Origin of the sequence: uncultured Mailhella sp. (genome assembly GCF_905187505.1) — a bacterium.
Lineage (GTDB): Bacteria > Desulfobacterota > Desulfovibrionia > Desulfovibrionales > Desulfovibrionaceae > Mailhella.
Genome location: NZ_CAJJIC010000064.1, coordinates 1 through 12,113, shown reverse-complemented (window position 1 = coordinate 12,113; position 12,113 = coordinate 1). Strand labels below are relative to the sequence as shown.

At 57.9% G+C, this 12,113-nt stretch carries 9 protein-coding genes; 5 read left to right on the top strand and 4 right to left on the bottom strand.

Features of this window, described 5'->3' with window-relative positions; translation table 11 throughout:
• The first annotated feature begins 1,037 nt into the window (after positions 1–1,037).
• On the top strand, positions 1,038–2,510 hold the full coding sequence (locus QZZ60_RS07165; RefSeq protein WP_295639867.1) for a DnaA/Hda family protein: 1,473 nt from the start codon (positions 1,038–1,040) through the stop codon (positions 2,508–2,510).
• Between the two features lie 418 nt (positions 2,511–2,928).
• On the opposite strand, the gene QZZ60_RS07160 is transcribed toward QZZ60_RS07165, so the two are convergent.
• Positions 2,929–3,756 (bottom strand): hypothetical protein, encoded by an 828-nt coding sequence (locus tag QZZ60_RS07160; protein WP_295639864.1) that lies wholly within the window; start codon positions 3,754–3,756, stop codon positions 2,929–2,931.
• Positions 3,757–3,831: 75 nt separating this feature from the next.
• On the opposite strand from QZZ60_RS07160, the gene QZZ60_RS07155 reads away from it, so the two are divergent.
• The 3 genes from QZZ60_RS07155 (at position 3,832) to QZZ60_RS07145 (ending at position 7,187) form a co-directional block, all read left to right on the top strand.
• The gene (locus QZZ60_RS07155) at positions 3,832–5,475 is read left to right on the top strand and encodes an AAA family ATPase (RefSeq protein ID WP_295639861.1); all 1,644 of its coding nucleotides are present in this window, start codon (positions 3,832–3,834) and stop codon (positions 5,473–5,475) included.
• Positions 5,472–6,722, top strand: a complete 1,251-nt coding sequence (locus tag QZZ60_RS07150) for an McrC family protein (RefSeq protein ID WP_295639859.1) — start codon at positions 5,472–5,474, stop codon at positions 6,720–6,722. Before QZZ60_RS07155 ends, QZZ60_RS07150 begins: the two co-directional genes overlap by 4 nt.
• A 255-nt stretch (positions 6,723–6,977) precedes the next feature.
• On the top strand, positions 6,978–7,187 hold the full coding sequence (locus QZZ60_RS07145) for a hypothetical protein (protein WP_295639856.1): 210 nt from the start codon (positions 6,978–6,980) through the stop codon (positions 7,185–7,187).
• A 185-nt stretch (positions 7,188–7,372) separates the two neighbouring features.
• Here QZZ60_RS07145 and QZZ60_RS07140 read toward each other — a convergent pair whose 3' ends face one another.
• Positions 7,373–8,131 carry a S24 family peptidase gene (locus QZZ60_RS07140; protein ID WP_295639854.1) on the bottom strand — a complete coding sequence of 253 codons (759 nt, stop codon included), beginning with the start codon at positions 8,129–8,131 and terminating at the stop codon, positions 7,373–7,375.
• Positions 8,132–8,291: 160 nt separating this feature from the next.
• Here QZZ60_RS07140 and QZZ60_RS07135 point away from each other — a divergent pair, with 160 nt between their 5' ends.
• Positions 8,292–8,516 (top strand): hypothetical protein, encoded by a 225-nt coding sequence (locus QZZ60_RS07135; RefSeq protein ID WP_295639852.1) that lies wholly within the window; start codon positions 8,292–8,294, stop codon positions 8,514–8,516.
• 844 nt (positions 8,517–9,360) lie between these two features.
• On the opposite strand, the gene QZZ60_RS07130 is transcribed toward QZZ60_RS07135, so the two are convergent.
• Both QZZ60_RS07130 and QZZ60_RS07125 read right to left on the bottom strand, forming a co-directional pair.
• A complete protein-coding gene (locus tag QZZ60_RS07130; RefSeq protein WP_295639850.1) occupies positions 9,361–10,950 on the bottom strand; it encodes a sigma-54-dependent Fis family transcriptional regulator in 1,590 nt (529 codons plus the stop codon).
• 27 nt (positions 10,951–10,977) lie between these two features.
• Positions 10,978–11,712 carry a tetratricopeptide repeat protein gene (locus tag QZZ60_RS07125; protein WP_295639847.1) on the bottom strand — a complete coding sequence of 245 codons (735 nt, stop codon included), beginning with the start codon at positions 11,710–11,712 and terminating at the stop codon, positions 10,978–10,980.
• Positions 11,713–12,113 lie beyond the last annotated feature (401 nt).

Here is a 12,113-nt window from a genome sequence, read left to right as displayed (position 1 = left end):
AGATTTTTAGGGGAGCGCGCTGACTCGAAGCTCTGGAAAGCCTTCGTTGGCATGACCTGCCGTCTCTCGAAGCCTTGGCGGGCTTTTGTTTGCAGCGGATAACCTTCTCTCAACGCTCTGGGCCCCGGGCCGCTTTCGAGCGGCCCGGCCGGTGGTCATGAATAGGCGGAATTTACTTCCGCCGTTAAATGAAATGGCCACCGTACAAGTTCCGCAGTCCGTACAGTGTGTCCAAAGCAGACGGGAGTCGGAGTCACTCGGGAGAGGGAAAATGTCACCCGGCCGGTGGTCATGAGCAGGCGGAATTTACTTCCGCCGTTAAGCGAAATGACCACCGTGCAAGCCCCGCGTCCGTACGGCGTGTGCGGGACTGACGGACGGACGTGCTCCGTGGGCGGCGGAAAATGCAGGGCGGAACAGGAAAATGGCGGCTGCCGGCGTCCCGAAATCGTCCTTTTCTTGATTTGCCCTGACCCGGATTATCCCGGATTTTTCCGCCGTTCTTTTGCTCTGGAAAGCGCGGTTTCCGGCGCAAGAGAAAGACGTCTTTTCCCCATGAGACGGCAAAGCGTTCGTGGAGAAATGTCGACAAAACGACGGGAGAGAGGAAACATGAGCAAAAAAAGGCGGTTGAGCTGGATGTTCTGACGGAGCGCACAGAGGAGGGCTCAGCGGAGTTTTTCCAAGGAGGAAAGCGAGGGAGAAAAACGGGGAAGCGGAGATTTCACACATCCGGCGCAAAAATGGGTAAAAAAGCGAAAAATGAAGAAAATTTGAGAAAAATTGAGAAAAACGAAGAAGCAATTGTGGAGAAAAAATAAATTGTGCGGATCGAATATTTTTGTTTTCCGTGGATTTTCAAGTGTTATCAATACATTAATGAAAAAATGGAAATAATGGGACAGTTGAAAATTTTTTCAAACATGATAAGGAGTTATTCATTCGACACATTGTGGATACGGCGCTTGCGGCGTAGTGCCGATTTTTGATTCGTGCCGATGGTATTTTCCTTTGCCCTTCTGTAAACCTGTTCTGTTATGAAAGAAATCTGGTCTTCTATACTCAACGAACTTCGCAGCAGACTTCCCGAGGGTAAGTTCAAGGTTTTTCTTGAACCGCTCAAGGGAGACGTGGTCAAACTGTCGCACGCTGACCGCTCCGGCGGCCAGGGGCTTCTTATTGAACCGGTCGGCGTCTGCGAATGGGAAGTTCGCCTGACTGCCATGAACGATTTTATGGCGGCTCAGGTGCGCGACCAGTTCTCCCAGGCCATAGCGGAAGTGGCGTCTTCCCTGCTCGGCAGCCGCGTCAAGGTGACGGTGAAGGCTTCCTCGTCCCGCAAGAAGACGGAGCTGCCCCGTCCGGCGAGTCTCGAACAGCTTGCCGCCTCCATCCCGTCCACGGCGCCCACCGTGCTCATGGCCGACAAGCAGCTCGACCTTCCCATGCCGCTGCCCCGCGTGCGCACCTTCAATCCCGCCATGATGAAGGGGTGGAAGCACTCCTTTGAGGATTTCGTGGTCGGGCCCTGCAATCAGATTGCCTATGCCGCCGCGAGCAACATTCTTGCGGCCAACGCTCCCGTGGACATGGTGTTTCTCTGCGCCGGTGCGGGACTCGGCAAGACGCATCTCACGCAGGCCGTGGGCCGCGCGCTCAGCCTTGAGGCGGACAAAAGACAGGTGCGCATGGAGTACCTCACGGCCGAGGAGTTCACCTCGCAGTTCGTGCAGGCCATGAAGTACAAGACCATCGACCAGTTCAAGGAACGTTTCCGTCAGCTGGACATGCTGCTTCTTGAGGACGTGCATTTTCTGCGCGGCAAGGACCGCACGCAGGAAGAGCTGCTTTCCACCATCAAGAATCTTCAGGATCACGGCGGCCGCGTGGTGCTCACGAGTTCCTTTGCGCCGCGCGATCTTGCGGGCGTGGATTCGCAGCTCGTGTCCCGCTTCTGTTCCGGTTTTGTGGCGAGCATGGAGCGTCCGAACCGCGACACGCGTCTGCACATTCTTCAGGAAAAGGCCCGTCGGCAGTGCATGGTGCTGCCTTCCCGCGTGGCCGATCTTCTGGCCGACCGCATCACCGGCGACGTCCGCCTTCTGGAAAGCTGTCTGCACAATCTCATGCTGCAGTCGCAGTTCACGGGGCACACGGTCACGGAAGAGATGGCCATGGACGTCATACGCAACGTGGCGCGCACGAGTCCCAGCCTCAGCCTTGAGGACGTTGTGGAGCTCATCTGCCGCAGCTTCGACCTTACGCCCGCGCAGCTCTGCTCCAAGTCCCGCCGTCAGAATCTCGTGCTGGCCCGCAACACGGCCTTCTTCCTTCTGCGCAAGCATACCGACCTCACGCTCGAGCAGATCGGTGAGCGCTTCAACCGCAAGCATTCCACGGTCATCAAGGGCATTACCGCGGTCGAGCGCGAAATGAGCCGTCATTCCTCCCTCGGCGGCCAGATTGAGCACACGGTTTCCCTCATCGAACGTTCGGCCATGCTGGCCTAGTGTTTCCGAAATGTCGCCCTGCCCCGTGCGGGGCTTTTTTTTTGCCCGTTTTCCGTCCATGCGCCGCGGACCTCATGCCGGAACTCGCCGACGATGGCGCCGGAAAAAGGCGGACGCGGAGGGCGCCTGCTCCTGCCGCAGTTCCGGCCCGAAAATGTCCGACGGAAGGGCAAGGGCGGGGCGCGGTTCTTCTTGTCGATATCCCCGGTGCGCAGGGAGCGGAACGCGCCGCATGTCTGCCGTGTGCAGGGGATGGCGGACGTGTGCGGGGAAAATCGCCGATGCTCAGAAGTCTCGAGGATGCTTTTCAAACGACCTTGGCCGGTTGTAAAGACGCGGGGCTTTCTATACTCTGTATGGTATGTTTTCCGATGTCTTCAGACGGCGAGTCTGTGGGACGTGATTGTCCGGCGTTCTTTTAAGGTAGGAAGTTATGATCGACATCAGTCAGTGTGATTCCATCTGGACGAAGTTTCTTGAACTCTGGCCTGTGGAGAAAGTTCGCGGCATGACGTTGCCGCAGTACCACACATTGAGCGAGCAGAGCTGTTTTGTGCGCTGTCTGGAAAGCATGACGGACAAGCTGGGGTCCATCTGGGGCGGAAATGCCTTCAAGTTCGGCATATATCAGCGGGGAAACACCGAGTTTTCGGAAAAAAAGTCCCGCGGGTTCACTTACGGGGAAAAATATGCCTGGCGAGCGTGTCTGGGAGACTCCCCTGAAGAAGCCTTTGCCGCTGTCAAAAAAAACGTTTTGAGCATCATTGATGCCGTGCAGTCCCGAAATCTGGAGGCCGTAACGGCCGATGCGCTCTGGCCCATGGTCGCATGGAAGATTGCCTTTCTTTATCAGGACCGACAGAATCCGCAGATTGTTTGCGTATACAGGCGCGAGAGGCTGACAACAGCCCTTGGCGATGCCGAGGGGGCGAGTCTGAGCACTGCGGAGCTGTATCGCCGACTCATGGATCGGCGCGGAGAAAGGAACCTGTTTGTCTACAGTGAGCAGATATGGAGTCGGGAGACGGAAACGGAAACGGCGATGCCTGTTCTGAAGAGAAGCATTCCGTTGAATCAGATTCTGTACGGTCCTCCCGGGACGGGCAAGACGTATGCCACGGTAGACAGGGCGCTGGAGATATTCGCTTCCGCCGGACTGAAGGAGATCGGTCGGAACAGAGAGGAAAAAAAGCAATGCTTTGACCGGCTGGCAGCCGGAGGACACATACGGTTTGTGACCTTTCATCAGAGCTTCAGCTATGAAGATTTCGTAGAAGGCATACGCGCATTTGCGGGGGAAAACGGCAGTGTCGGCTATGCCGTGGAAGACGGCATATTTAAGGAATTGTGCAATGCCGCGCGCAGCCGAATCCATCGCATCGAAACGGACAAGATTGAGCTGAGCGGGCGACGAATATGGAAAATGTCTCTGGGAAACACGCAGGGCGAGGATGCGTACATCTATGACGAGTGCCTGAAGAATAATTATGTCCTGCTGGGATATGGAGGCTGCGTGGATTTTTCGTCCTGCCTGACGGAGCGTGACATCCATGAGAAGTTTAAAAGCGATCTTCCCGATCAGATAGGGAACAACGATTATGCCGTCAGCGTGGTAAACAAGTTTTGCCGCAGAATGAAGGTCGGCGACATTGTGATCGTTTCCGACGGCAACCGTAAATTCAGGGCTGTCGGTGAAATCACGGGCGAGTACCGGGTCATGCAGAGAGAGGAAGATTCCTATGGGCAGTGCCGAAAGGTCAGGTGGCTCTGCACGCTTTCTCCCTCTCGTCCTGCAGAGGACCTCATGAATAAAAATTTCAGTCAGATCACGCTGTATGAACTTGGTAGTGAAGTTCTAGACATGAAAAGACTGGAAGGATTGCTTCAGGGAAGCGCATCCAGGGGAGATGAAGCGCTGCCCTATGTTTTGATCATTGATGAGATAAACCGTGGCAACATTGCTCGCATCTTTGGAGAACTCATCACACTTATAGAAGATGCAAGACGGGAAGCCCTGCCGGGAAGCAGCACGAAGAGAGAAACGCTCTGGGTGCGGCTTCCCTATTCTCGGGATAAGTTCACCGTGCCGGAGAACGTGTATGTCATCGGTACCATGAACACGGCGGATCGTTCTCTGACGGGGCTCGACATTGCTCTTCGCAGACGTTTTTCCTTTGAAGAGGTGCCGCCCCGGCCGCAGCTCTTGGAAAGTCTGGTTCTGGATGAAGCTTCTGGCATTTCCCTCGGCAAGATACTCAGCGACATGAATCAGCGCATTTCCGTGTTGCTGGATCGGGATCATCGCCTGGGTCATGCGCCGTTCATGCGTCTTCTGAGCGGATTTTCCCTGAACGGTGAAAGTGAAAGGGGCCGTTTCATGTGTGCTCTTGCAGAGATATTCCGACGGCAGATAGTTCCCTTGCTTGAAGAGTATTTTTTTGAAGATTGGCAGAAAATTCAGTGGGTTCTCAATGACCACAGGAAAAAGGCAGAGAACAGGTTTCTGACTGTCACCCAGTCTGACGTGTCGCTGTTCGGAGAGTCGGTTTCTCTCGGCAGACCTTGTGAAATATGGGAATGGAATGAATCGTCATTTCTAAAACTGGCCGCCTACGTTCAGATTTCCGATGCTGCCATTGTCCCGGAGGACATGCCGGACATGGAACTCTCGGAGGAATCTGAAGTTCCTGAAGAGACGGATGAGAACCTGTCGCCTGAAGACAAGGCAGGCATGGAGCACGACGATTTTGCGGAATATCATGACTTCATTATTGAGCGATACAGGAACAACAACAATTTTCCCATCCGCATACGGAGAAGGAACGGACCGGATGTTGAAAATGGAAAGGTGCGCAAGGTGCTGCGGCAGATAGCCGCGGAACTCGGCATAACGCTTACAGGCAACACGCAGCTCATGGGAGCGCAGCTTATCCGGTGGTTGAAAGCGCACAGGCCTCAGGCATGAATCAGTATACCGTTCGTGAATATGCCCGCTTGACGACAGATTTAGTGGAGTCACCCTCGCTTGATAGGGTGCAGATACCGGTATCGGCCTTTGACTGGCTGGCGGAGCTTTGCGAGAAGGATGCCATGCTTGGTGAGCTTCGCAGCCGGACCGAGCTTCAGTTGAAGAGTCTTGTCGGTGTTCTGACGACTCCCTGCGGTATTCAGCTGGAGATGCTTCCGAAGACGCAGCATTCCGCCGACAAAGCTCCGGAAAGTCGCCGTCAGCTCATACGGATGCTGACGAAGCTGATTGATGCGGACTGTCGCAGCTTCAGCACGGCGGACATAACGCTGTTCGACAGACCGCTGACCGAGTGGGTGGCTCGACAGTTTCTTCTGCACATGCATGAGCTGGTGAAAAGGGGCCTTCGCTGTGACTACAAAAGGCTGGAGGAAGAGTCTTCCTTCCTGCGAGGTCAGTTGAACGTGCACAGACAGATGCAGCAGCCTCCGCACAGACGGCATGTTTTTCAGGTTCGGCATGATGTCTTTCTGGAGGACAGGCCGGAAAATCGTCTTCTGCGCAGTGCGCTGGAACGGGTGCGATCATGTGTTCGTCTGGCGGAGAACTGGCGACTTGCCGCTTCTTTGTGTCAGATCATGCAGCCTGTGCCTTTCAGTCAGGATGTTCCGGGGGATTTTTTCCAGTGGAGCCGCGACAGACTGATGGCTTCCTATGCCGCCGTTCGTCCATGGTGTGAGCTCGTGCTGGGAAAGAAGATGCCTCATGCCGTTGCCGGCAGACAGGCGGGCATGAGTATGCTTTTTTCCATGGATGTTCTTTTTGAACGTTATGTCGCTCAGGTCTTGCGGGAAAAGCTCGTGCCGGGAGCCCGGTTGAAGGCGCAGACCGAAGGGTGGCTCTGCCGGCGTGACGGAAAGGCCTGCTTCAAGCTCAGGCCCGATATGGTCGTGGACTTCAACGGACGTGCATGGATTTTGGATACTAAGTGGAAAAGAATAGAAAAAAGTTCCGACGTGGACAGCGGCGACGTGTATCAGCTTTATGCCTACGGCAGGCAGTGGGGGCACGGCACGGGCGACGTGATCCTGGTATATCCGGAGCATGAAACTTTTCCTCACCCCCAAAAGCCGTTTCAGTTCATGGGGGAGCAGATGCGTCTTCTTGTCGCCACGTTTGATTTGAAAAGCGACAGTCTGTGTTGTTGTGGCGATGGAGAGGCCATGCCGTGGCTTGCAGAGTGAAAAGAAAATGCAGAAACGATCGAAGGGCCTGGCACTGCCCGGAAGAAAAAGGATTTCTGTCCGGTGTCTGATCTCTGCCGCCGACCAGTGAGTCAGTCGAAAAGGGATGTTGATGAGCCATTTGAGAAAAAGACGCACGGGACAGAAGTCTTTTTGGGGGGAGCAGGCAGAAAGAGAAGAATTCTGTCCGATTAAGGTCCTTGGCTTTTGCAGGATGAGGCACGATGCTGCTTTTTGAAGAGCAGCAATCCAACCATGCTTGACAGTGTGGGAAAAGTGCTTTCCCAGCATTTGCCATGGTCCGGCAGTCTTTTTATGGTAGCTATTTTAATTTTACAGTATGTTGCAAAGAAAAAATTGAAAGGAGCGGGGGGCGTTGCAGCAGCACAGGCGCTTCCGGGACTGGCCTCGTTTTTCCCGCAGCGGATGCGAGAGCTTCCGCGAAGTCGGGAAAAGCAGGGATGAGCTTCGGAGCGTCACGATGAAAACGTGAAAGGGACGTCGCGCCGGAGGCCGGAAGAAGAGACGGTGAGGATCATGAGGTCGAAGCCGTCAGGCCCTTTCCAAGATCGGGCGCGGGCCTTGCGTGCCTTTTGAACGCTCGCCCTCTCTCCGCCGTAGTTCTCCCCGTTTCTCCTCGTTGTTTTTCCCTAGATTTCCCGGCAGCACCAGATGACGCGGCCTATGACGCGCACGCTGTCGGCAAGGTCGCCGTGCAGATCCACGCTGATGGGCGAATATTCCGGGTTGCGGCTTCGGAGCACGAGTCTGCCGCCGGGCAGGGTCTCCACCTGCTTGACGTAGATTTCCTCATTGATGCCCATGGCGTAGATGGCGTGTCCGTAGATTTCCCGCTTGCTCTGATCCACAAGCACCATGTCGCCGTGACGAATGTCCGGCTCCATGCTGTCGCCGCACACCTTCATGAGCACCATCTTGTCGGGATTGCCCTTGCGGCACAGCCAGTCCTGACGGAAGGAAAAATAGGAGAGCACGTCGCCTTCGGTTTCCAGACTGCCCTTGCCCGCGGCAAGGCGCGCCGCCACAAGCGGCACCATGACCAGACCTATGGCGTCCTGTCCTTCTCCCACTTCGCCGAAAAAGCTCTCGCCCTTTGCTCGGCGCTCCTTCATGAGCGCGTCTTCCTTTCCGGCCGGAGCCTCCCGCACGACGTCGGCCGCAGCGCCCGCACCCGCCTGACGGGGCTCACGGCCGAAGAATATCCAGTCCGTGGACAGGCCGAACTTTTCGGCCACTTTCAGAACCCAGCCGTCGGGGATGCGCCCCTTGCGGCGGGCCTGACTGACGGCCTGCGGAGACACGCCGAGAAGCTCGGCAAGCTGGCTGTCGCGCCGAAGTCCGGCCCCCTGAAGGAGGCGATCGAGTGTTTCAGGTGTTGCGCTGTTCATGAATCATTTTTTAAAGGGAACGACATAAAAAGTCAATTGAAAATTGAAAAATTTAAAAAAGTTTAAAATATAAATTTTTAGTTGACAAAATCAATAAAACTGGCAAAAGAGAGTCGTGCTCGGCACAAAAAATCAATGAGACTTTTCAAGGAGCTTCCCTATGGCCATGAGTGACGATATCCGCAGCGTGCGTTCCTTTCTGGGTTCTCTGAACGTCGAGACCTTCAGCCCTGCTCTGGTTGCCCTTGCCTGCAGCAATCTCGAGGCCCTGGCCGAACAGGCCGAAGCGCTGGAAAACACGCCTCTTGCGGTGCGCCGTTCGCCCCGCCGACGCACGGGCTCGCCTGCCGTGCGGCGCATGGAAGTGCTTTCCCTGCTCCAGTAAAGCCGGTTTTACGGCTCCGCCGTCCGGCGCCGGAGTGCCGTGTGTCCGCGTTTCTCCGGTCGAGAGGCAGAGCGCCGCGTAGAAGCCCATGACCTGCCGTACGGCATCCATGCGTCATGCGGGTACTGCGTCGACAATCAGAGGCGGCATTCCCCCGACGGCATTCCCCGACAGTCTTCCCCCCGTCTGTCTTCCGAAAGCCGGGCCGAACGTCGATTGCCGTCGGAGCCGGTCCGCCGTCGGGCCGACGGTTCGGCGGCGTTCCCTTTGCGGGATCTGCGCGGGCCGGTTCGGTGGTCCTTCAGCGGCTCCCCGTGCGTTCCTTCTGCCGTCCGCCTGCATTTTTTCTGTCCACGTCATTCCGACGCGTTCTGACGGAAGCGTTTTCCCGCGCAGACGTTTTTTCTGCGAGCAGTGCCGCTCTTTCGAGCGATGCAGAGTCCGGGGCGGAAAACTGCCGCGGTTCGGCAGCATTTTCTGCCTGCGCGCGGTCCCCGATGACGAGAGCGTCGGCATGGCTCAGGAAGACACTGTTCCCAGTCTGCGCGAGCCCCCCTTTGAAAACGCGGGCTTCGTGGAGGCGTCCCGGTCTTCGAGAGCGCGGAGAGACGCAGAACCCGTGTCCCCGGACTCCGCGCATCAGGGGGGCGTGTCTTTTTGCGCGCATCCGGGGCGCGTGCCCCGTCTTTTCGTTTCAGGGGGCTGTTTCGGCTGCGCCGCCATTCATCCGTCCATCGAAAAAATCCCGCCGTTCATTGAAAAAAATCCCGCGTTTCGCCTTTCGGGGCGGAGCGCGGGATCATGCGTTTTGGGGGAAGAGGGACGGGCCTGAAACGCCGTCTTTCTACATGTTCTTGTTGCGATAGACGAACTGGTGGGGGTCTATGCCGTACTTTTTCACCTTGTAGTTCACGATGCGGTAGCTGGACTTGAGATCGCGCGCGGCTTTCAGCATGTTGCCTCCGGCCTTGATGAGCGCGTCGACGAGAAGTTCCTTCTCAAAGCGGGTCACGGCGTCGCCGAGGGAGAGACCGGCTTCGGTGGCGGTGCTTTCGGCGGTCTGGAGCGACGGAGGCAGGTCGCCTGCACGGATCACGCCGTCTTCGCAGTACTGGGCGGCGCGCTTGAGGCAGCTTGTGAGCTCCGATATGTTGCCGGGCCAGAAGTAGCGGGTGAGCAGTTCCAGCGCGGGATAGGAGATGCGCTTGATTTTTTCGGTGTGATAGTCGGCGTGGCGCAGAAGCAGATGTTCTACCAGCGGCACGATGTCTTCACGACGTTCGCGCAGGGGAGGAATGTGCAGGGAGCACACGTTGAGGCGGGCATAGAGTTCGCTGGAGAAGCGGCCCTGTTCCACAAGGGCGTCGAGCTGGGCGCTGGTGGCGGCGATGACGCGCACGTCGACGGGCACGGGAGAGTCTCCGCCCTGGCGCAGCACGGTGTGTTCCTTGAGCAGGAGCAGCAGGCTTTCCTGCGCTGCGGGGGTGAGGGCTTCCACGGCGTCGAGAAAGATGGTGCCAGTGTTGGCCTGTTCAAAAAGGCCTTTCTGCGTCTGCATGGCTCCGAGGAACGCGCCTTTCTGATAGCCGCACAGTTCTATCTGCAGGCGTTCCGGGGGAAGGGCGGCGCAGTGGCACACCACGAGCGGAATGTCGCTTCTGGGGCTGAAGGCGTGAATGCGCGTGGCCAGTCGTTCCTTGCCCACGCCGGGCTCGCCGCACAGAAGCACGGGGGCACGGCCCTGGGCGATGTGGGCGGCCTGTTCAAGGATGTTGCGCATCACCTTCGACTGCGCGATGAACGCGGAGGAGGATTTCACATCCTCAAGGGCGGCGGCTTCTCGGGAGATCTGTCCGGGCAGGCGGCGCTGACGGCTGAGTTCCTCCTGAAGATAGGCGGCTTCGTTGGCGATGAGGGCGGCCACCACTTCCATGAAGACGCGGCGTTTTTCAAGGTCCTCGCGGGAAACGAATTCGGTGTCGGCGTTGAGGGTGCCTATGACTTCGCGTGCGGAAAGCGGACCGTCTCCGGCCGGGGCGAGAATGGGCACGGAAATGAAAGACAGACGTTCCATTTCCTCGTCGGAGCGCTCAAAGAGCAGGCTGAGGAACAGGGAATCGCCCTTGAGCTTTTCCACGATGACGGAACGGCCGGTGGCGAACACCTGTCCCGTCACGCCCACGCCGGGCGCGTAGTTGGCATGGTTGGCCTTGGGCTGGGCGTCGGCCAGACTGAGACGCAGCATGCCGGTTTCCGGATCGAACAGAACAAGATGCGGACGCAGAAAGCCGTGACGTTCGGAAAGCTTGCGCAGCAGGGAGGTCAGGCTAGTCTGAAAGGGGCGTTTGGGGCCCATTTCGCTGGCGATGAGACGCAGGGTCTCAAGCCACGGGCTGACGTCCTGATTTGAGGCGTTATTGGAATGATGCAGCATGAAAGCACTCCGACGGTCGGAACGGCGTTATTTCTTGAGAGATGCGATGCGGGAACGGAAAAACGCGGCGGATTCCTGGTCGGTGGGCGGAAGGGCGGCCACGGCGGCTTCATAGGCGGCTATGGCACCGGCCTTGTCGCCGGCGGCCACGGCGGCTTCGGCCGTCTGCTGATGGAGGACGGGAGCCACGTCGGCGGGAGCGGAGGCGGCAAGCGTCTTGAATTCGTCGCGGGCGGCGGCGAAGTCGCCTTTGTGCATGAGCACCTGCGCGTGATTGAGACGGGCGGCAAAGGCCAGCGGCGTGTCGCCGTCCTGTGCGGCCACGGCGGCGTAGGCGTCGGCCGCCTTGTCCCAGTTGCCGGTGGCCATGGCGGCGGAGGCGAGCTCCAGATTGGCGGCGATGTGCACGGCGGAGGGGGCGTCCTTGAGGAATCCTTCCAGGGCGGACACGCGGCGCGCCGGATCCTGAATGGAGATGATGCGGCCGAGAGCCATGCGGTCGTCGGAGGTCTGTTCCTCGCGGTACCACTGCCAGCCGGCCACGGAAAGAATGACGATGACCACGAGCACGATGCCGGCGGCGATCTTGCGGGCGTGATTCAGCACGAAGTTCCACAGGGGCGCGGCTTCGGGGCTGACTTCGGCCTGCATTTCGGCGCTGAAATTGGGGATGTTCACGCCGCCCATGACGGGATCGGCGCCTTTGCGGAATGCGGGCTGGGAAAGAGGCGTAGGCTTCTGAATGGTGGGACGCTGAGACATGCGGGAACTCCTTGGGGGAGAAAAAGGACAAAAGGAAAGGCCGGACGGTTCCGGGCCTGCAAGCACGCTAGTAAAGACTGACATAAATGTCAAATGCAGACGCCGGAGTAACGCGAAAGAACGTACCGGCCGGACACGCTGTACGGACTGCGGGACTTGCACGACGGGCATGGCGCTTAACGGCGGGAGTGAATCCCGCCTGCTTATGCCCGTCGACCGGGCTCCTGACGTCGCCCGGGGCCCCCGAGCGTTGAGAGACGGGCAGAGGGGGGAGGCGAAAGGAGAAAAAGCACAGGGGTGAGGGGGGCAGACGCCGGAGTAACGCGAAAGAACGTACCGGCCGGAGACGCTGTACGGACTGCGGGACTTGCACGACGGGCATGGCGCTTAACGGCGGGAGT

Coding starts and splice junctions, on each gene's coding strand:
- QZZ60_RS07165 (WP_295639867.1), top strand. CDS start 1,038: ATGAAAGAAATCTGGTCTTCTATACTCAACGAACTTCGCAGCAGACTT.
- QZZ60_RS07160 (WP_295639864.1), bottom strand. CDS start 3,756: ATGAAAGGTCACAAACCGTATGTGTCCTCCGGCTGCCAGCCGGTCAAA.
- QZZ60_RS07150 (WP_295639859.1), top strand. CDS start 5,472: ATGAATCAGTATACCGTTCGTGAATATGCCCGCTTGACGACAGATTTA.
- QZZ60_RS07145 (WP_295639856.1), top strand. CDS start 6,978: ATGCTTGACAGTGTGGGAAAAGTGCTTTCCCAGCATTTGCCATGGTCC.
- QZZ60_RS07140 (WP_295639854.1), bottom strand. CDS start 8,131: ATGAACAGCGCAACACCTGAAACACTCGATCGCCTCCTTCAGGGGGCC.
- QZZ60_RS07135 (WP_295639852.1), top strand. CDS start 8,292: ATGGCCATGAGTGACGATATCCGCAGCGTGCGTTCCTTTCTGGGTTCT.
- QZZ60_RS07130 (WP_295639850.1), bottom strand. CDS start 10,950: ATGCTGCATCATTCCAATAACGCCTCAAATCAGGACGTCAGCCCGTGG.
- QZZ60_RS07125 (WP_295639847.1), bottom strand. CDS start 11,712: ATGTCTCAGCGTCCCACCATTCAGAAGCCTACGCCTCTTTCCCAGCCC.